Annotated in this window: 17 protein-coding genes; 11 read left to right on the top strand and 6 right to left on the bottom strand. The window is 70.7% G+C overall.

The annotated features are described in order from the left end of the window. Positions 1–67: 67 nt before the first annotated feature. Together WMF12_RS39165 and WMF12_RS39160 are read left to right on the top strand one after the other, a co-directional pair. A complete protein-coding gene (locus WMF12_RS39165) occupies positions 68–706 on the top strand; it encodes a glutathione S-transferase family protein (RefSeq protein ID WP_437853424.1) in 639 nt (212 codons plus the stop codon). Beyond that, entirely contained in the window at positions 703–1680 is a 978-nt protein-coding gene (locus WMF12_RS39160) for an endo alpha-1,4 polygalactosaminidase (protein WP_437853421.1), read from the top strand. Before WMF12_RS39165 ends, WMF12_RS39160 begins: the two co-directional genes overlap by 4 nt. 67 nt (positions 1681–1747) lie before the next feature. Here the strand turns inward: WMF12_RS39160 and WMF12_RS39155 are convergent, their stop codons facing one another. Together WMF12_RS39155 and WMF12_RS39150 are read right to left on the bottom strand one after the other, a co-directional pair. Further along, complete coding sequence (locus WMF12_RS39155; protein WP_437853419.1) at positions 1748–2650, bottom strand: NmrA family NAD(P)-binding protein; 903 nt, start codon at positions 2648–2650, stop codon at positions 1748–1750. Between the two features lie 239 nt (positions 2651–2889). Further along, on the bottom strand, positions 2890–3858 hold the full coding sequence (locus WMF12_RS39150; RefSeq protein ID WP_437853416.1) for a LysR family transcriptional regulator: 969 nt from the start codon (positions 3856–3858) through the stop codon (positions 2890–2892). A 90-nt stretch (positions 3859–3948) separates the two neighbouring features. Between WMF12_RS39150 and WMF12_RS39145 the strand changes: the two genes are divergently transcribed. After that, positions 3949–5142 (top strand): FAD-dependent oxidoreductase, encoded by a 1194-nt coding sequence (locus WMF12_RS39145; RefSeq protein WP_437853414.1) that lies wholly within the window; start codon positions 3949–3951, stop codon positions 5140–5142. Between the two features lie 77 nt (positions 5143–5219). Here the strand turns inward: WMF12_RS39145 and WMF12_RS39140 are convergent, their stop codons facing one another. The 3 genes from WMF12_RS39140 to WMF12_RS39130 form a co-directional block, all read right to left on the bottom strand. Continuing rightward, the gene (locus WMF12_RS39140) at positions 5220–7400 is read right to left on the bottom strand and encodes a penicillin-binding transpeptidase domain-containing protein (protein ID WP_437853412.1); all 2181 of its coding nucleotides are present in this window, start codon (positions 7398–7400) and stop codon (positions 5220–5222) included. Position 7401: 1 nt separating this feature from the next. Next, complete coding sequence (locus WMF12_RS39135; protein WP_044969989.1) at positions 7402–7782, bottom strand: BlaI/MecI/CopY family transcriptional regulator; 381 nt, start codon at positions 7780–7782, stop codon at positions 7402–7404. Between the two features lie 89 nt (positions 7783–7871). After that, positions 7872–9104: an FAD-dependent monooxygenase gene (locus WMF12_RS39130; protein WP_437853410.1), complete on the bottom strand. Its 1233-nt coding sequence runs from the start codon at positions 9102–9104 to the stop codon at positions 7872–7874. Positions 9105–9443: 339 nt separating this feature from the next. Between WMF12_RS39130 and WMF12_RS39125 the strand changes: the two genes are divergently transcribed. Then, positions 9444–10118: an HAD hydrolase-like protein gene (locus WMF12_RS39125; protein ID WP_437853408.1), complete on the top strand. Its 675-nt coding sequence runs from the start codon at positions 9444–9446 to the stop codon at positions 10116–10118. 258 nt (positions 10119–10376) lie between these two features. Beyond that, positions 10377–11327 carry an alpha/beta hydrolase family esterase gene (locus tag WMF12_RS39120; protein WP_437853406.1) on the top strand — a complete coding sequence of 317 codons (951 nt, stop codon included), beginning with the start codon at positions 10377–10379 and terminating at the stop codon, positions 11325–11327. A 51-nt stretch (positions 11328–11378) separates the two neighbouring features. Here WMF12_RS39120 and WMF12_RS39115 read toward each other — a convergent pair whose 3' ends face one another. After that, entirely contained in the window at positions 11379–11744 is a 366-nt protein-coding gene (locus tag WMF12_RS39115; RefSeq protein WP_437741826.1) for a hypothetical protein, read from the bottom strand. A 494-nt stretch (positions 11745–12238) separates the two neighbouring features. Between WMF12_RS39115 and WMF12_RS39110 the strand changes: the two genes are divergently transcribed. The 6 genes from WMF12_RS39110 (at position 12239) to WMF12_RS39085 (ending at position 20152) form a co-directional block, all read left to right on the top strand. Then, positions 12239–13630, top strand: a complete 1392-nt coding sequence (locus WMF12_RS39110; RefSeq protein ID WP_437853404.1) for an MATE family efflux transporter — start codon at positions 12239–12241, stop codon at positions 13628–13630. 106 nt (positions 13631–13736) lie between these two features. Then, positions 13737–16541, top strand: coding sequence for a TonB-dependent siderophore myxochelin receptor MxcH (gene mxcH / locus WMF12_RS39105; RefSeq protein ID WP_437853402.1), 2805 nt, complete (start codon positions 13737–13739; stop codon positions 16539–16541). An 88-nt stretch (positions 16542–16629) separates the two neighbouring features. Continuing rightward, complete coding sequence (locus WMF12_RS39100; RefSeq protein ID WP_437545549.1) at positions 16630–17388, top strand: MotA/TolQ/ExbB proton channel family protein; 759 nt, start codon at positions 16630–16632, stop codon at positions 17386–17388. Positions 17389–17390: 2 nt separating this feature from the next. Beyond that, positions 17391–17843, top strand: a complete 453-nt coding sequence (locus tag WMF12_RS39095) for an ExbD/TolR family protein (RefSeq protein ID WP_437526347.1) — start codon at positions 17391–17393, stop codon at positions 17841–17843. Next, entirely contained in the window at positions 17840–18778 is a 939-nt protein-coding gene (locus WMF12_RS39090; protein WP_437853400.1) for a ferric siderophore ABC transporter substrate-binding protein, read from the top strand. Before WMF12_RS39095 ends, WMF12_RS39090 begins: the two co-directional genes overlap by 4 nt. A 30-nt stretch (positions 18779–18808) precedes the next feature. Continuing rightward, on the top strand, positions 18809–20152 hold the full coding sequence (locus tag WMF12_RS39085) for a hypothetical protein (protein WP_437853398.1): 1344 nt from the start codon (positions 18809–18811) through the stop codon (positions 20150–20152). Positions 20153–20168: the final 16 nt, after the last annotated feature.

The raw sequence follows: 20168 nt of genomic DNA, 5'->3' as shown, positions 1-20168 counted from the left end.
TTCATGGTCAGATCGGGCCGCGGCCTGCCGCCTCTCGAACCATGGATCGCGAGCAAGGAGACCACCGATGATCAAGATCTACAACTTCGCGCGCGGGGCCCGCGGCCTGCGCGTGATGTGGCAGTGCGAAGAGATGGGTTTGCCCTACCAGGTCGAGATGGTCTCGTTTCCGCCGAGCGAAGCCTACCTCGCGCTGCACCCGCTCGGCACCGTGCCGTTCCTCGAGGATGAGGGCGGCGTGGCGATCCACGAGTCCGTCGCGATGATGCTCTACGTGGCGCAGCAATACGGGCCCACGCCCCTCCTGCCCGGCAAGGGCGATCCGGCGCTCGCGCGCGTGCTGCAAATGGCCGTGTTCGGCGAAGCGACCATCGGGGCAGCCGTCAATGCCCTGCTGACAGCACATTTCGGCGCGCCGGAGGCGGACAAGCGCAACTGGTCGGTCCGCGCGCACGAGGCAAGCGTCGAGAAGGCCTTGCGCTTCACGGCCGACATGCTCGGCAACATGCCTTTTCTCGCCGGCGAGGGCCTCACGCTCGCCGACATCTCCGTGAGCACCGCGATCGGAATCTATCGCGGCGCGCTCGGCAAGACGCTGCCCGACGAGCTCGTCACCTACCAGGAGCGGATCGCCGCGCGGCCGGAGTACCAGCGCGCGCGCGCGAGGTGCCGCGAGCTCCGGAGCGACGGAGGAGCGCCATCATGAATCGATCGTGGCCCGCGGTGGTCAAGTCGTTGATCTTCGTCCTCGCGGCAGCGCACGCCGCGTGCGGCGACGCCGGCGTGGATCCGGGCGGGGCAGGGGGCTCGCGCCCGGGCTCGCCCGACAGCCCGGGCACGCCAGCGTCGACGTCCACCTCATCGACGTCCGCCTCATCGACATCCGCCGGCGGGGGCCCCGGCGTCTGGATCCCGGCGCTCGAGACGTCGTGGCACTGGATGATCGACCACCCCCTGGACCTGGACGACCCCAGGGACATGGGCCTGGTCGATCCCACGGGAGCGCCCATCGAGTCGCCGCCTCCCACGGTCTACGACCTCGACTGGGAGTTCACGCCGGCCGAGACGGTGGCCGCGCTGCACGCGAAGGGCGCCAAGGTCATCTGCTACGTCGACGTCGGCGCGTTCGAGGACTACCGGCCAGACGCCGGCGCCTTCCCGGAGTCGGTCAAAGGCAACCCGGACTACCACTGGGAGGGCTCGTTCTGGCTCGACATCCGGCAGATCGATGTCCTCAGGCCGATCATGCTGGCCCGGTTCCAGGTCTGCAAGGACAAGGGCTTCGACGCCATCGAGCCCGACGAGGTCGACGGTTACGCCAACGACTCCGGGTTCCCCCTCCGCTATGAAGACCAGCTCGCCTACAACGTGTTCATCGCGGATCTCGCCCACTCGCTGGGCATGTCCGTGGGGCTCAAGGGCGACATCGAGCAGGCGGCGGACCTGTGGCCGTACTTCGACTGGACACTGAACGAGCAGTGCTTCGAGTATGAAGAGTGCGAGATCCTCGTCGATACCTTCCTGGCGAACGGCAAGGCCGTGTTCGAGGTGGAGTACGACGATCCGTTCTCCGGTCACATGACCGACAGGTCGCTCTTCTGCGAACAGGCGAACGCCTGGGGCTTCAACAGCATGGAGATGCCGCTCGACCTCGACGGCGGCCGGTGGCCCTGCCGGTGACCCGCGGCCTTCGCGCCCGGCGCGACGGTCAGGGCGCGGACAGCGGCTTGTGGCACATTCGCCACGTTCAGGAGAACGCCGCGCGGTTCCTCTCGATGTAGTCGCGCAGCGTGGTCGGCGCGCGCCCCGTCAATCGTTGCACCGTGTCGAACGTGTCGGCCGCGTCCTTCATCGAGCCGTTGCGCGTCCGCTCGAAGACGTTTCGCACGCAGGCCATGTACACCGGGTCGGCGCCGAGCGCCGTCATGGTCCGGAGGAACTCCGCGGGCTCCCTCCCTTCGTCACGCCACGGCAGGCCCGTGACCGCCGCGAGCAGCGCGGCGATTTCCCGCATCGATGCGGCCTCCGTGCCGAGGCCGTAGGCGCGGCCCGCGTGCGCCTTCGGCTCGCGCAGCACGACCGCCGCGACGCGAGCCACGTCGCCGGTGTCGACCCAGCTGGCGCGCGCGTCGCCGATGTAGTGGGGCAGCACGCCGGGCTGTGCGCCGCCGACCTGCAGGAGCAGCGGCAGGTTCTGCATGAACGACGTCGGACGAAGGTGCGTGGCGTCGACGCCGGACCGGTCGATGTAGGCCTCGACGACCTGGTGCCACGCGAAGTGGACGATCGTCGTGTCGGGGCTCGCGTGCGCCCCGAGGTGGACGATCTGCGACGCCCCGACGGCCCTGGCGGCGTCGATCGCGGCCTTCGATTGCGCGATCATCCTGACGTCGTACCCGGTGAGCAAGAACACGCGGTCGACGCCGCGCATCGCGCCGACGATCGGCTCGAGGCCTCGCGTCTCGGCGAGGTCGAGGTCGATGAGCCGCGTCTCGAGCCCCCGCGCCTCGAAGGCGGGCGCCGCCTCCGGCCGGCGCACGGCGGCGACGAGCTTCACCCGGCCGGCGGCGTGGTCGGGCAACAGCTCTTCGATGAGCGCGCCGCCGATCTTGCCGGTCGCGCCGAAGACCAGAATCACGGGAATGGCCATGGTGCGTATTTGCCTCGGTGCAAGTTGATTGCCCCATGCTGCGGCCCGCGCGGCGCCTCTGCCATGACCGTTCGCCCGGAAACCATGGCCGTTCGTCCCGCTCCTGCTCGAGGTGCTCGGCAGTGGTGAAGGACCGCTTGCGGGCGGGAGCGTTCACGTCATGGCCTCGCCCGGGGTAGGGCACGGGAAAGGCCCCTCCGGTGCGGCGCGCGCCGCGGGCGACGCCGCTCGCCCGGGCCCTACCGCTTGCTGCCCCGCCTCGATCCCTCCGCCGCGCGGCCGCGCGCGCGCGGGCCGTCGCGGAGCGCGGCGATGACGAGCTCCCGGAAGCAGCGGGCGCCCTCGTCCTCGTGGGTCCGCTCGTGCCAGACGAGCTGCATGCGGAAGACGAGCGCGGCCACGGGCGGCTCGAGGAGGGTGAGCGGCGCGAGGCGCGCGAGCGCCTCGGCGATGCGGCGCGGCATGGCGGCGACGAGGTCGGTGTTCGCAGCGATGACCGCCGCGGCGGAGAAGGTCGGGACGGCGGCGGCGATCTCGCGGTGCAGCCCCTGGGCCGCGAGCGCCTCCACGGCGGCGCGGTTGCCGATGCCGCCGCGCCCGAGCGCGATGTGGATGTCGATGTGGCGCAGCGAATTGAACGCCTCGCGCGTGAGCCGGCGGCGGGCGCACGGGTGACCGCGGCGGACCACGAACACGCTGTCCTGCTCGAAGAGGTCCGCGGCGTGGTGGCCCGGCGGGAGCGGGTGCGCGGGCGCGATCGTCGCGTCGACGTCGCCGCCGCCGAGCCCCCCGGTCGCCTCGAGGTGGTCGACGCTCACGACGCGGAGGGTCGCGCGCGGCATCTCGGCCGCGGCCGCGCGCGCGATCGCCGGCAGGCTGCAGATCTGGTCGAGGTCCGAGAGCGCGAGCGTGAACGCGCGCGTGGTCGCCCGCGGGTCGAACGCGCGATCCCCCTCGATCGCGCCGGTGATCTCGCCGAACGCGGCCCGGAGCCGCGGCGCGATCTGCTGCGCGCGGGGCGTGGGGACGAGGCCGCGCCCGCTGCGCACGACGAGCGGGTCGCCGAGCTGCGCGCGCAGCCGCGCGAGCGAGTTGCTCACGGCCGACGGCGTCACGCGGAGCCGCCGCGCCGCCCGCGCCGCGCTCCGCTCCTCGAGCACCGCGTGCAGGACGAGCAGCAGGTTGAGATCGAGCGTCGACAAGTTCACGAAGGGTGACGATTACCATCACGAATCATCACTGGCAATGAGCGTCAGTCCCACCCATGCTGGCCAGGGATCGAGGCTGGAGGTGGCGAGATGACACAGCGAGGTGTGCGGCGGGTGGTGGTCGTCGGCGGGGGCATCGCGGGCCCGGTGCTCGGGATGTTCCTTCAGCGTATCGGCGTGGAGGCGACGATCTTCGAGGCGCGCGCGGCCCCTCTGGAGCAGGAGGGCGCGTTCCTGGGCGTCGCGCCGAACGGGATGAACGTGCTCGCGGATCTGGGCATCGCGCGCGCGGTGCAGGCGCGGGGCGCGGTGTGCGACGGGATCCGGTTCGAGAACGCCCGCGGGCGGCGCATCGGCGTGATCGATCAGCGCGACGCGGCGCGCCGGTTCGGCGCGGGCCTCGTGATGATCCGGCGCGGCGCGCTGCACGCGGCGCTCGCAGAGGAGGCGGCCCGACGGGGCGTCGCGATCCGGTACGGCATGCGGCTCGAGGGGGTGGACTGCTCGGATCCGCGCGAGGTCGTGGCGCGCTTCGAGGGCGGCGGCGAGGCGCGCGGCGACGTGCTCATCGGGTGCGACGGCGTGCGATCGCGAACGCGGGCGGCGGCGCTGCCCGGCGCGCCGGCGCCGGGATACACAGGCCTCATCGATTTCGGCGGATTCGCGCGCTGCCCCGGCGCGCCGCTCCAGCCTGGCTGGAGCGTGATGGTCTTTGGCCGGCGCGCGTTCTTCGGCGCGTTCGCGGCGCCGGAAGGCGAGGTCTGGTGGTTCCACAACAGCGGGGAGCCCGCGCCGGAGGGCGCCGCCGCGCAGGGGCCGCTCCGCGAGCGCATCCTCGCGCTCCACGAGGGCGATCCAGGCTGGATCGCGGACGTGGTGCGCGCGACGCCCGAGGTGCTCGGTCCGTGGCTGCTGCACGACATCCTGACGATGCCGCGCTGGCACGCCGGCCGGGTCTGCCTGATCGGGGACGCGGCGCACGCGGCGACGCCGCACGCCGGCCAGGGCGCCTCGCTGGCCATGGAGGACGGGATGCTCCTCGCGAGGTGCCTGCGGGACGAGCCCGAGCCGGAGCGAGCGTTCGCGGCGTTCGAGCGGCTGCGGCGGCCGCGGGTCGAGGCGATCGTGCGCCAGGCGCGCCGCAACGGCAGCCGCAAGGCGGTCTCGGGGCCTGTCGCCGGGTGGCTCCGCGACAGGGCGCTGCCGCTGTTCTTGCGGATCGGCGCCGCCGCGCAGGAGCGCGCGCACGCGTACCGGATCGACTGGGAGGAGCGGATCGCGTAGCCGGGGAGAGGGCGGCGGCGCGTACCCTCCCGGGGAGAGGGCGGCGGCGCGTACCCCTCGACGTGGGCGCGCTCGAATCAGCGCCCGAGCGCCCGCGCGGTGATGCGCGCGAACACCGGCCCCGCCACCTTGCCGCCCGTCGCGTCCTCCGCGGCGACCACCGCGCCGACGAGGATGACGAAACGCGGCTGCTCGGCCGGCGCGACCCCGATGAAGCTCGCGTAATTACGCGGCTCGCCCGCCTCCGATTGCTCGTCCGTGGTGCCGGTCTTCCCGGCGACCCGCACCCCTTGCACACGCGCCGCTTTGCCCGTCGCCTGCTCGTCGCTCACGGCGCGCTCCAGCATGCCCATCACCGCCCGCGCCGTCTCCGGGCGGAGCACGCGCTCGTTCTCCAGGTGGTGCTCGAAGCGGACGCTGCCGTCCGCGCCCCGGGCGCGCCGGGCGAGCGTCGGCGCATTGAACACGCCATCATTGGCGATCGCGGCATAAGCGGCGGCCATCTGAAGCGGGCTGGCCATCGCGCCGCCATGGCCCGATGCCAGGGCCACGCCCCGGAGCGAGCCGTCCGCGATGACCGGAGGGACCTCGCCGACCGGCGCGCCGCGGAGCTGGATGCGCATCGCCTCGCCGAAATGAAAGCGCCGGAGCCAGCGCCCGAGCGCCTCGCCGCCCAGCTTGTCGAAGATCCGCGAGGCCCCGATGTTCGACGAGCGCGCGAGGATCTGCGGCACGTCGAGCCACTCGTTCGGCCTCGCGTCGCGCAGGATTTCCTTGCCATAGCTCCGCGCTCCCTTGTCGCAGAAGAACCGGTCGGTCACCGCAATGGCCCCCTCGTCGAGCGCGGCCGCGACGGTGAGCGACTTGATGGTCGAGCCGCTGATGCGCGGCGCCGCGGCGGTGCTCGGATCATGGATGGCCAGCACCTCGCCGGTCTTCGGATCGAGCACGATCGCCGTGGCGGCGACAGGGTGCCATTCGTCCGCCATCCGCTTCATCTCTTCATCGACGATCGCCTGGATGTCGCGGTTGATCGTGAGCTCCAGGCGATCGGCCGGGGCGCCCAGCACGGAGGCGACCTCCGCGGTCAGGTGGGCCAGAGAGGCCGGCGTGGAGCTAGCAACGGCGGAGGTAGAGGTCGGAACGGACGAGCCCGCCGGTGCAGGAGCGACCGGCTCCGACTTCCCGGCCGGATTGGCCGGATTGGCCGCCACGGCCGCGGCAGGTCCTTCCTTGCCGGCGGTGACGCACGCCACCACCCCGAGCAGCGCCGCAGCCGACGCGGTGATTGCAACGCCCCGCGCCGCCGACGTGCGCAGAGACCCCGCCCGCGGTCGCACGATGGCCTCGACCCGCGCCAAGAGCTGCGAGGGCTCCGCCATCCCGAGCGCTCCGCCCGGCACCTCACGGAGCCGCGCGGCGCTCGTCGCAATGGCCAGCAGGTGCTCGGCATATTCGGTCGGCCGCGCCCCGCTCGCCAGGACCCGCTCGTCCGCCGACAGCTCGCGCTCCATGCGAAGCCTGCGCGCCGCGAGCCACACCAGCGGGTTGAACCAGTGCATTGCACAGGCGAGCTGCCCAACGATCTGGGCAAGACAATCGCGCTGCCGAACGTGCGCCAGCTCGTGCAACAGCACGGCCCGCCAGCGCGCCGGGCTCCACTCGAGCGCCTCCCGCGGCACCAGCACCACCGCCGAAAAGACCCCGGTCACCGCCGGCACATCGATCTCGGAGCTGACGCACACGCGGGCGTTCATGCGCGCTTCGCCGAGCGTCGCCGTGATCCCCGGAAGCGAGAGCGGGGTTGCGCGCCGGGCGATCCCACGCGCCTTGGCGAGGCCATGGGCCAGGCGAGCGAGCACCGCAAATGCCCCGAGCGCCCACACGGCAAGGAGCACCGAGCCCCACGGAAAGGACTGCTTTGCCGGGGCGACGGGCGTGGACGGAGCCTGCGCCACGGCGTGGGAGACAGGTTCGACCGAGGGCGCGGCAATGGCATCCCCGATGGGCTCGGCGAAGGGTCTACTCGCGTCCGCGACGCCAAGCTCGGCGACCGGCAGCACGCGCCACGCCGGAACGAGCCGCGAGGCGACCGGCACCAGCGCCGCGGCCGCGAGCCCGAGCACCAGCACGAGCCGGCGCGTGGAGGCCGGCGCGCGGCGGAGCAGCGGCATCACGGCGAGGGCGAGCCCGAGGAGCACGGCGCCCCGCGCGGCATCGACGAGGAACGGCAGCGGGCTCATCTCGATCGGGCTCATCTCAACCCCCTTCTTTCTTGGCGCGCTCGATCACCTGGGCGATGCGATCCAGCTCTTCCCGCGATAGCTTGGACTTCGACGTGTCGACCAGCGCGGTGACCGCTTGCTCGACCGAGCCTCCAAAGAACGTCCGCACGACCTGCGCCAGCGCGCTCCTGCGAGCCTCGCTCGGGGCCGCGACAGGCGTGTAGACGTAGCGTTGCCCTTCCTCCACGTGCTTGACGTGCCCGCGCTCCTCCAGCAGGCGCAGCAGCGCGCGGACCGCCGAGTAGCTCGGCGGATCCTCGAGGTTGTCCTTCACCTCGTGCGCGGTCGCGCGCCGTAGGCGGTACAAAATGTCCATGATCTCGCGCTCTCGGCGCGTGAGCGGCGGCTTCGGCATGACGTCCATCCGTAGCCTGGTGCTAAGAATTTAGCAATCATCGCGTGCTAATTTCTTAGCACGTACGATCCGCCCGGAGACCCGAGCGGCTATCCGCTGGCCTGGGCACCATAGAGGGGGAGGGTGAGCGCGGTCGAGGCCTTCCGGCCCTTGCGACCGGGGAGCCCCGTGCGCGCCAGCCATGGTGCCACCCGGAGCGCTTGATTCCGGATCCACAGCGCTCGCGATGTGATGGGGATCAGACTGGCCGCGCCGTCGCCGGCGAGCGACTGGTTCACCTCGACGAACGGCCTCATGACGCGCTCGTACGAGGCGAAGGCGGCGCCGGGGTCGGAATGGGTAGCCAGCTCCCCGGCCAGGACATAGGCGCCGACCATGGCGGTGCTCGTCCCTTGGCCCGACAAGAACGACGGAGCGTGGGCCGCATCTCCCACCAGGGCGACCCTTCCCTTCGACCATCGAGGCATGTGGATCTGGCTGACGACGTCGAAGTAGACATCGGTGGCCTCCTGCAGCGCGGCGACCATCCGCGGTACTTCCCAGCGGGCGCCGGCGAAGACACTGGCGGTCAACCTCCGCTGCGCCTCGATGTCGGCGAACTCCGAGAAGGGAGGCTGGGGACGGGCGAAGGTCAGGAAGGCGTGCAGGCGATCGCTGTCGCCGGCCGCGAACAGCACGGCCGCCTTCCCGGGCGTGTTGCTGACGATCCCCTCGTGAGAGAGCCCGAGGGTGTTGGAGACGGTGAAACCCGCAAAGCAGTAGCCGAGATAGCGGTGGTACTGCGCCTCGGGCCCGAAGGTGAGCCGGCGTGTGTTCGAATGCAATCCGTCAGCGCCGATGACCAGGTCGAAGGGGCGTTGCAGGCCGCTCTGGAAGCGCACGTCGACGCCGCCGCCGTGCTCGTTCAAGGCGGCGATGGAGTCGCCGAAGCGGAATTCGACGTCATCTCGGACGGCGTCGTAAAGCACCGTCGTGAGCTCTCCGCGAGGCACCTCCAGATCCCGGCCTTCCTTGCCGCCGGTGAGCGCCTCGGGCCGGATCGACCCGACGAGCGCGCCGTCGCCATCGACGAACGTGATTTTGCGCGAGTCGATGTGCGCGGCTGCGACGCGCGACAACACGCCCATGCGCTTCACGACGTCGACCGCGGTGCCCCGGATGTCGATGGGGTAGCCGCCGCTTGCGCCTGTCCCCCCGCTCGTCGAGCTTCCGGTCGTGGAAGCGCCGGTACCCGTCGTCCCTCCGGTTGCTGCGCTCTCCGACTCCGAACCCTCGTTCGAGTCAACTTCTGAAGCGCAAGCTCCGAGGCTGAGCACGGCCATCCCAAGAGCGCAACGGACCACCAATCGGGAGGAAAGAACAGGATAATTCATCGTCGTCACCTTCTGTTAGGGGGCGCTGGTCAGGACCTGCGGAGACTCTCGGCTCACGTCCGACCCTCCTTGTTCTATTGCCGCTGCGACCCGCGTGAATAGACGGCGAGATCGTCGTCGCCCCCCTTGGACAGATTTGTCATCCCCCGCTCGTCGAGTTGGAGAGCCATCAAGATGCCCACTTCTCCGAGGGGAGCGTCACCGAAAAGTTCCGTTCGGTCTGACCTCGCGTCTGTACCAGTTCGCGACCCTTGCCGTCGCGCCCTTCGGTGCCCTACGTGCGCCGCCATGCGCACGTTGTTTCTGGATCTCGACGGCACCTTGACGGATCCGGCCCCTGGCATCGCCGCCTGCTTCGTGCACGCGGCCCATGTGCTCGGGCACGGCTCGATCGGCCTCGCCGAGGTGCGCCGCTTCATCGGTCCGCCGCTGCGCGAGGCGTTCGCCGAGATCCTGGCGACGCGCGACAGCGTCCGTATCGAGGAGGCCGTGCGCGTCTATCGCGAGCGCTTCGGCACGCTCGGCCTGTTCGAGAACAGCGTGTATCCCGGTGTGCCAGAGGCGCTCGCGCAGCTCTGCCAGGCGGGCCACGGCCTCTGCCTCGTCACCAGCAAGGCGGCCGTCTATGCCGAGCGCATCGTCGACCACTTCGGCCTTCGCTCGCACGTGCCCCGCGTCTACGGCGCCGAGCTGTCCGGCGAGCGCTCGACCAAGGCCGAGCTCATCGCGCACGCCCTGGAGCGCGAGTCGCTCACCCCCGCCGACGCCTGCATGATCGGCGACCGCGAACACGATGTCCTCGGCGCCAAGGCGCACGGCCTCGTGGCGATCGGGGTGACCTGGGGATACGGGTCGCGCGCGGAGCTGGAGGCTGCGGGCGCCGACCGCATCGTCGACACGCTGGAGGAGCTGGTGCTGGCGGTGCGTGCGTTGAGGGAGACTCGAGGCCGAGCGGCTCGATAAGTCCGCGGCTTCGCAGCGCCGGCCGTCGCCGACGGCGAGCGGCGGCAGCGTCATCATGACGAACCGTGTGTGACGGAGCGGGCCGAGGAGGCGGTCTGGGAGAGATCGTGCCTTACGTGATCCGCTTCACATGGAAAGCAACGTTATCTCAGGTCCATCCTCCACGTAGGGAAGCGGCTTCCGTCACACCACAGCCCCCTGCGCCCCCCATGGTCCGCCGCTCGTCGCCCCTCCACGCCCGGCGCCGAGTGCGTGGCCGTGGCGGAGCGGCCTACCGAGGCGGCCTGCGACGCGGCCGAGAGCGCTGCGTTCTGCGATATCTCCTGCAGCGGCGACGCCGACTGCGAGCCGCTCGGCGCGCCGTTCCGCTGTCAGGGCGGCTTCTGCCGGACGCCCGGCGATGGCGAGACGGCGACCGCCTGCCCGGCGACCACGCTTTCGCCCGGCGACAACGACCGCACGGTGACGGTCGGGGACACCACCCGAAGCTACGTCGTTCGCCTCCCCGCGAGCTACGCGGGCGCGAGCCCCATGCCGCTGGTGCTCGATTACCATACGCTGGGCGGGACCCCGGCGGAGGAGGCCGAGGCCTCGGGGTACCGCGAGCTCGCCGAGGCCGAGGGGTTCATCGTCGCGTGGCCGCACGGCATCGACGGCGCGTGGAACATCGGTCCGTGTTGCACGACGTCGCGCGACGTCGATGACGTGGGGTTCGCGCGCGCCCTGGTCCAGGAGGTCCAGGAGGAGGCGTGTGTCGACCTGAAGCGGGTCTATGCCGTCGGCGTCGCGAACGGCGGCGGGATGGCATATCATCTGGCCTGCAACGCCGCGGACGTCTTTGCCGCGGTCGCTCCCAGCGCGTTCGACCTTCTGGCGGAGTCGGAGCAGCCCTGCCAGCCGTCGCGGCCTGTGACCGAGATCTCGTTCCGGGGTACCGCGGACTTGCTTGTACCTTACGAAGGCGGGGCTCAGCAGGCGCCGAACGGCGCGAGCATCACCTTCCTCGGCGCCGTGAGGACCTTCGAGAGGTGGGCCGAGCTGAACCGGTGCACGGGATCACCGAGCGCGGCGGGCAGCGACGGTTGCTCGACGTACTCGAGCTGCGCAAACGGCGCAGAGGTGACGCTGTGCACCACGGAGGGCGGCGGCATGACCTGGGGGAGCCCCGAGATCGGGTGGGCCACGCTGAAGCGGCATTCGCTTCCTTGAGACGGAGGCGGCCACCGACTCCGACGCCGGCCGGCCACCCCGCGTCGGCGCTCACCACCAGCCGATGTCCTGGATGACGGTGCCGGCGTCGCCGTACCGCACGATCGCGCGGTTCTGACGGATCTCATAGGACTTCGGCGAGCTGTCGACGATGTCCTGATCGAAGGTGTGGCACTCGAGCTTGTAGGTGCCCTCGCCCTGCATCAGCGCGCCCTTCAGCTTGATGTACGTCTCGTTGTGGCGGCTCCTGAGCCGCAGGATCGCCTCCTGGGTGGCGTCGATGAGCAGCTCGAGGTGGACCGTCTTCTCCCGCTTCGGGTGCGACGCGTCGAACGCGAGGTTGACGATGACGCCGGCGTCGAGCAGCGCCTCGATATCCGACTTGGAGAACATCTCGAAGACCATGAGCTTTGCCATCGCGCGCTCCTTCCAGGGATGTGCTCGTGGCTATGTACTACGGCGCGCACCCGGGGCCGAGGATCGTCGCGCGGCGTGACGCCGGGGCCCCGCGATCGCCCTCGGGCAACGGGGGCAGACCGCCGCGCCCCGCGGCCGATCGGCAGAAAATCCCTCCAGATCGCGGTCGAAATGCTGCTCCCGCAGGTCGCCTCGTGCGATGAAAATAAAAATCAATTGCATCTGCGCCAGCGCGTATGCTAGGAGGGAGCAAGCACGCTGGAGAGGGAGGAGCAGGGGCGCGGTGTGCCCTGGGGCTGCCTGTCGGATCGCGTTCGTCCGAGGAGGTGGCTTCGCGGGCACCCTGGCGCCTGCGGACGCTCACGTCTGCGCTCTCGATGTGGGGACGTCATGAAAACAGATTTCTTCCAGCTGCGTTGTCGTCGCGCGCGTGGAGGGCGGCGCGATTTCGGCCGTGTGGAGTCGATGAGACCGAATCGACGGAGATCTGTGCCATGAACGATAGAGACACGCAGAAGCAGTTCATCCTCGAGGGGAAGCTGACGCGAGTGATGTGGGAGCTCTCGTGGCCGGCGGTGCTGGCCATGGTGCTCTACGGGCTCAACGCCTTCCTGGACGCCGTGTTCGTGGGCCAGCTGATGAACAAGAGCGCCCTGGCCGGCGTCGGCATCGCCTACCCCTTGTCCCAGATGACGCTCGGCCTCGGCAGCCTGGTCGGGACGGGCGCGGGCACGGCGCTCAGCATCTACCTGGGCGCCGGCGACAAGAGCAAGCTCCACAGCCTGCTGGGCAGCGTGAACGGGCTGTCGCTGCTCCTCAGCTTGCCTTACACCGTGCTCGCCTACGTGTTCGCTGAGCCGCTGGTGCGCATGATGGGCGGCACCGGGGAGATCCTCGCGTACGGCACCGAGTACTTCAAGGTGACGGCGCTCGGCTCGGTGTTCTGGGTTCACGGCCTGGCCGTGAACATGACGGTGCGCGGCGAAGGCAAGATGAAGACGGCGGCGTGGATGATCTCCCTCGGCCTGCTGGTGGACGTCCTCCTGAAGCCGCTGTTCATCCACACGTTCGGCTGGGGCGTGCAAGGCGCGGCGTGGGCCACCAACGCGGCGATGCTCGTGTACTCGGTCGTGGGGCTCCTGTATTTCGCGAGGGGGCGCGCCTCGTTCGACACGGCCTGGCGCACGATCCGCGTCGATCCGGCGATCCGGAAGCAGATCGTCTCCCTGGGCATGCCGGGCATGATCTTGACCATCATGGGCATCGCCCAGAACGTCGTCGTCTACAACGCGGTCTCGGGCCAGGGCACGGAGAACGACGTCGCCTTCTACGCCGCCTGCAACCGCCTCTTCCTGTTCATGCTGACCCCGATGCTCGGGCTGATGCGCGCCTTGCAGCCGGTGGAAGGGATCAACTACGGGGCGCAGCGCTACGTCAGGGTGAAGCGGGCCTTCAGCCTCTTCGGGCTCGCCGGGGTCGCGTTCGTCCTGCCGTTCTGGCTCGCGATGATGCTCGCCCCGAACGCGGTCCTCGGCTTCCTGCTGCCGGGGTCCGAGTTCACCGCGCAGCAGCTGCTCGATTTCCGGATCTACATCGTCGTGCTGCCCCTTCTTCCATATGTCTTCAACGCGCTGGTGCTGTTCCCCTGCCTGGAGAGGGCGAAGCTCGCGAGCGTGGTCGCCCTCCTGAGGCAGGTGGTGCTCTTCATCCCCTTGATGTGGCTCCTTCCGAGGCTCGTCGGGGTGAGCGGGGTCTACTGGGGGACCACGGCGATCGACGTCGCGATGTTCCTCCTCGTGCTCGTCATGGTGAATCGAGAGTTTCGCAGGCTCGACGGGCGCGACGTCGAGGCGAGCGCCGCGCTCAGGGAAGCGCCCGCCGGCTGATCCCGGCCCGGCGGTCGAGATCTCCCGCCGGCCCGCGGCGAACGGCATCCTGGGTACATATGCAAAAGTATTGCAACAGGTTCATGGTTGCTATAGACGTCGCCGCATGACCACCAAGGCTCCCGCGCGTCGAGGCTCAGCGCGCCCGTCCCGGGCGCGAAGGAGCGCCGGCGCCGCCGCTTTTGTCGCGGCCGGAGCTCTTCTCGCGGGCGGGGCCGCGCACGCGCAGGACGCCGGCGCGGTCTCGCCGGCGGAGCCGGCCCGGGACGCCGCGCCGGACGGCGAAGCGCCTCCGGGCGCCGCGGATGAACCCCGACAGGCGCCGGAGAATCACCCGCCGGTCCTCACCTCGTTCGTCGAGGCCGATTACCCGGCGGCCGCTCTCGCGCAAGGCCGGGAGGGGACCGTCGTGCTGAGGCTCAGCATCGAGGCGGACGGGCGGGTGTCGGCGGCGGACGTGGCGCAGGCCGCGGGGCACGGCTTCGACGAGGCGGCGCAGGCCGCAGCGCAGCGCTTCCTGTTTTCGCCTGCGCGACGGGGGGACACCCCGGTCGCCTCCCGGATCCTCTACGCCTACGAGTTTCACCTCCCGAAGGCGCCTGCGAGCGGCGCGCTCCGCGGGCGCGTGCTCTTGCCCGGCGCGAGCTCCCACGGCGTCGCCGGCGCCGAGGTGCTCGTGCGGCATCAGGATGGCTCCACCGAGCGAACGCGCACCGACGGCGAGGGCCGGTTCCGGATCGAGGGCCTCGCGCCCGGGCCCTGCGTCGTGATCGCCGAGGCGAGCGGCGTCGGCCGGGCCGAGGTCGAGACCGAGATCGCCGGAGCGCAGGTCGCCGAGATCGCCTTGCGGCTCGTGCCATCCGGCGAGGAGGCCCCGATCGAGGTGACCGTGCGCGGGCCGTCGGAAGCCGAGCGGCGCCGGCAGTCGGCCGAGGCCGTGACGGTCGTCGAGACGGACCGCGTCAAGCGGGAGTCCTCCGACATGGGCGAGGTGCTCGCGCGCACGCAGGGGGTCGGCGTGCGCCGCGAGGGAGGCCTCGGCTCGGCCACGCGCTTCTCGCTGAACGGGCTGACGGGCGATCAGGTGCGGTTCTTCCTCGACGGCGTGCCGCTCGATCTGGCCGGCTATCCCTTCGGCGTCTCCAATGTGCCGGTAGGCCTCGTCGAGCGCGTCGAGATCTACAGCGGCGTGGTCCCGGTGCGCCTCGGCGCCGACGCCCTCGGCGGGGCAGTCGACCTGATCACCGATCAGGACCTCTGCGCGTCGCGCGCCGGCGCGTCCTACGAGGTGGGCTCGTTCGACACCCACCGAGCGGCGCTCGCCGGCAGCCACCTGCACAGGCCGAGCGGCCTGTTCGCCCGCGCGAGCGGCTTCTTCGATTACGCGAAGAACGACTACCCGGTCGAACTCGAGGTCGAGGACGAGCGCGGGCGCTTCTCGCCGGCGCGCGTCTACCGCTTTCACGACGCGTACCGCAGCGCGGGAGGCCACGTGGAGCTCGGGGTCGTCGATCGGCCGTGGGCGCGGCGCTTGCGCCTGCGCGCCTTCGTGACCGACTACGACAAGGAATACCAGCACAAGCTCGTCATGAGGGTCCCGTACGGCGGCGTGACGTACGGAGAGACCTCGGCAGGCGTGAACCTTCGTTATGAACAGCCGCTGGGGCGCGGCGTGTCGCTCGACGCGGTGGGCGGCTATGCGTACGTCCGAGGGCGCTTCCTCGACGTCGCGACCTGCGACTACGACTGGATGGGACGCTGCGACCCCGAGGGAAGCGAGCCTGGCGAGACGGACGCTGTCCCCCACGACCAGGTCTTCTGGGACCATTCCGCCTTCGCGCGCCTCAACGTGGAATGGCGCATCCGGCCGTCGCACGCCGTCCGCCTGGCCATCGCGCCGACCTACGTGACACGGACGGGGGATGAGCGCCGGCAAAGCGACCTGGATAGCCCCGATCCGCTCGCCGACCGGCGCAGCGTGCTCGCGCTGGTGAACGGCCTCGAGTACGACCTCGACCTGCTCGAGGACCGGCTCGGTAATCTCCTGTTCGTCAAGCAGTACGTGCAGCGCGTCGCGAGCGAGGGCTCGGCCGCCGGTGATCTTGCGCGCGACCGCGACGGGAGCACCCACCGCTTCGGTATCGGCGACGCGCTCCGGTACAAGTTCACGCCGTGGCTCTACGGGAAGGCCTCCTACGAGTGGGCGACGCGGCTGCCCAGCCCTGACGAGGTCTTCGGCGACAACACGTTCATCGCGGCCAACCTCGCGCTCGATCCCGAGATCAGCCACAACGCCAACCTCGGGCTCACCCTCGACGCCCGCGAGACGCCGGCGGGCGCCTTTCGCGCGACGGGCAATGGCTTCCTGCGCGCAGCGGACCGGCTGATCGTGCTCCTCGGCAACGATCGGGACCAGAGCTACGAGAACGTCCACGGCGCGCGGTCGCTCGGCGTCGAAGGCTCCGCCGGATGGACCTCGCCCGGGGAGCACCTCGCGCTCGACGGCAACGTCACCTACCTCGATTTCCGCAACACCTCGAGCGAGGGGGCGTTCGGCGCCTTCGAGGGAGATCGCATCCCGAACCGCCCGTACCTCTTCGCCAACGGCACAGCGCGCCTCCTGTTTCGCCGTGTCTTCGCCGCGGAGGACGAGGTCGCGCTCACGTGGAACAGCCGCTACGTACACGAGTACTTCCGCACCTGGGAGAGCCTCGGCCGGCGTGAGTCCAAGCAGGTGATCCCCTCGCAGCTCGTGCACTCGGCCGGGCTCGGGTACGTCGTCCGGCGCGGCAGCGCGAGCCTGAGCACGACGCTCGAGATGCAGAACCTCACGGATGAGCGTGTGTTCGACTTCTTCGGCACGCCGCGCCCGGGACGGAGCTTCTACGTCAAGACCACGGTGGAGCTCTGAGCTCGAGGGGCAGGTGATGGGATGAACGGCCACGCGACGAATCAACAGACCCTGCGGCACGCCGAGCACACGAACCCGAGGAGATGAGATGCACACCGTCGTAGCCGTCAAGAACCTGCTCGTTCAGTCCGGCGCGTCCTGGGTCCTTTGGCTCCTGTTCGCGCTCTCGGCGGGCAGCATCGCCATCGCGATCGAGCGCTGGCTCTACTTCCGCTCGAAGGACGACGACGTGCGAGCGCTCGCCGCCGAGCTCGACGCCCACCTGTCGAATGGCTCGGTCGCCGCCGCGCTCGACGCGCTCCGGCCGATGCGGTCGGTCGGGGCGATCGTCGCCCGCGCGGGCCTGAGGCTCGCGCAGCGCGGGTCGGCCGCGGCGGACAAGGGGATGCAGAGCGCGATGGCCGCCGAGCGGAAGGCGCTCGAGGCGCGGCTCGCGTACCTCGGGACCCTCGGCAACAACGCGCCTTTCGTCGGCCTCTTTGGCACCGTCATCGGCGTGATCCTGGCGTTCGAGCAGCTCGGTCAGGCCACGGGGGCGGCGGGCGGCGGGGCCGCGAGCCAGGTCGCCTCCGCCGCGGTCATGGCGGCGATCGCGGAGGCGCTCGTGGCGACGGCCGTGGGCATCGGCGTCGCGCTGCCGGCGGTGGCCGCTTACAACTACCTGCAGCGCCGGATCGCCGCGATGCTCGACGACGCCGAGACGCTCTCGAACCTGGTGCTCGCCTACCTGGCGACCGGAGAGGCCGCGTATCCGTCGTCTCGTGTCGAGCCCGCGCGCGCGGCCCATGGCGGAGCTTCGATCGACAAGCCGATGAACGGCGAGGCGTCCCGCCCGGAGGCGGCCTAGTCATGGCGAGCGCCGGGCAGAGCGCGAGATCCCGCCGCGGCGGGATCATCGAAGGGATCAACGTGACGCCGCTCGTCGACATCACGCTGGTCCTCTTGATCATCTTCATCGTCACCGCGAAGATCGTCGTCGCGCCCGCCGTCCCGCTGGATCTGCCGCACGCGTCGCAGAGTGAAGAGGTCCAGGCGGTGCTGAGCGTGGTGCTGCCCGCGGAGGGGCCCGTGCAGGTCGACGGGGCCGCGATCGACGATGCGGCGCTCCGCGAGCGCGCGCGGGCGGCCCTGTCGCGCGATCCGCAGCTCCGGGCCGTGATCCAGGCCGACCGCGCCGCCTCGCACGGCCGCGTGATGACGGTGCTCGACACGCTGAAAGCCGCGGGGATCGCGCGTGTCGCCTTCGGCGCCGTCCGCCCGGAGGCCGAGGCCCATGCGGCGGAGAGGACAGGCCACCCATGATTCGATCGGAATTCCACCCCGAGAGCGTCGCCGGGATCGTCCTCGACGCGGCGCGCGCCCACGTCCAGCCCCGGCGCGCGAGGGGACGGGCCCGCGCATTCGCGGCTGACAGCACTGCCGGGATCGTCCTGGGAGCCGTCAAGGAGCATTCGGCCCGAGCGCTCGTGCTCGCGCTCATGCCGGCGGCCGTCATGCAGGGCACGGTCGGGATCATCGCGCTCCGCCTGGGACCGAACGACACGACGGCGAGCCAGCGCGAGGCGCGCCCGCCGCTGCAGGTCGAGCACGTGGTCGATCTGGCCCCACCGCCGTCGCCACCGAGCCCCTCGCCGCTCGAGGAAGCTCCGGCGCCCAGGGCCGCCGAGCGCTCCCCCGCGCGCGCGGCCGCTCCTGCCGCTCCTCGGGCGCCTGACGCGCCCTCCGCGCCTCCACCGCCCGCGCAGGCAGGGCAGGTTGCCCTGGCGGAAAACGCGGCTGCGCCGCTCGATTTCACCGGGTTCGACATCGCCGTTGGCCGCGGAGAGCGGTATGCCGGCGGTGTCACCTCCTCTGCGGGGACGAGCCCGCAGGCGGTGAACGCCGCGCGTGTGGACCAGAGCGCTCCTCCGGAGCGCCGGCAGGGAGGTCCCTCGCGCGCGAGGCCCGTCGGGCAGCCCGCGCGGGAGTGGAATTGCCCCTGGCCACGCGAAGCGGACGCGCTCTCGGTGGACGAGCAAACGGTGGTCATTCGCACGGTCGTTCGTTCGGATGGCACCGTCGCCTCGGCGGAGCTCCTCTCGGACCCGGGATACGGCTTCGGCCAGATGTCGCTCGCGTGCGCCCGCAGGCAGCGATTCCTGCCCGCCGCCGACGAGGGAGGCCGGCTCATCACGGCGACGTCGCCGCCCATCCGCGTGAGGTTCACGCGACATTCGCGATCCACGGGCGCGCCCTAGCGAAGCCCGACGCGAGAAAGGAAGCGAGAGATGAACTCTTCAGGTACTACCAGGCTCCTCGAGGTCGAGGCCGCCGCACGCTCGAGCGCCCGGCGTGGCGAGCAAGGGCGGCGGCTGCGGCGGCTGCGGCGGCTCACCGAACGATGCGTGAACGTGAAGGGGCGCGCGCGATGGCCAGTCGCGATGGCGTGCCTCTTGTCCCTGCCGCTCATGGCTGGTTGCGGCAGCGACCCCGGGGAGAGCGGCGTCGAGGCGCCGGACGACGGCGGCCCCCGCTATGCCATCATCAGCCGCATCGAGGACAATGACTTCACGAACAGCTCCGTGTTCGTCTGGGTGGTCGACGACCTGAGCGGAGGGGCCGTTCGCCTGGACGAGGCCATCGAGCTCCCCGGGAGAGGCTCTATCTGGGGAGTCCCGCGAACCGAGGTGTTCTACCTCGTGAGCTCCGAAGATCTCACCGTCTCGAAATACAGGGTGGTCGCCGGCAAACCGGAGCTCGACGCCCGGATCGGGCTCGGCGGAGCCGGGATCTCCGTCCTCCTCGCGGAGAAGATGGTGTTCGACGGCCCGGACCGAGGGTTCCTCTTCGACCTCGTCTCGGGGCAGGTGCTCGAGCTCGACCTCGCCGCCATGGAGATCTCCCGGCGCATCGACGTGTCGGACGCGCGGATCGACGCCGCGGACTACACATTCGTCGGGGAGCCCAACTTTCGTGAGCATGGCGGCCGGCTCGTCGCTCCGCTGTACGGCGTGAGCGCGGCGTACGATCGCGTGGCCGGCGAGTCGAAGATCCTCTTCTTCAATCCGACCGACGGCTCGTTCGAGGTGAAGGCCGCCCCTTGCGGAGGCCTCCTCAACACGGTGAAGGCGCCGAGCGGAGACATCTATTTTTCGTCCGATCCCTATGTCGCCTCGGTCTTCATGACCGACCCGGAGAGAGCTCCTGCGCCGTGCATGGCGCGCCTGGCGGCGGGCCAGGACGAGCTCGACGCCGACGTCGTGGCGCTCAACGACGTGACCGGCGGCCCGACGGGCGGCATCGTCCCTGGCTCCGACGGAGTGGCGTACGTGCGCGTGCTGGACACCGGCAGCTTCTCGCCCGGCGCCGACGCCACCCATCTGGAGGCGTACGCGGCGCAGGACTGGCAGACGTGGCGCATCCAGCTCGACGATCCGGGATCGGCCGAGCGCCTCGATCGCCAGCCGCTCGCCGGCGGCATCAAGGTGTTCGAGGTGGACGAACAAGCCTACGAGAACGAGTCAACGACAGGCTTCGAGTCGACCACGCTGGTGCGGACGACCGGAGACGGCGCGCCCGCGCGCGCGCTGACGATGCCTGGCGTCACGTGGAGCGTGTTGCGCGTGCGCTGAACCGGATGCGGAGGGA

Source organism: Sorangium sp. So ce363 (assembly GCF_051520435.1).
In the GTDB taxonomy this organism is placed as follows: domain Bacteria; phylum Myxococcota_A; class Polyangia; order Polyangiales; family Polyangiaceae; genus Sorangium; species Sorangium cellulosum_B.
Note: the sequence above shows the minus strand (reverse complement) of the source record. Positions and strands in the feature narration are given on the sequence as shown.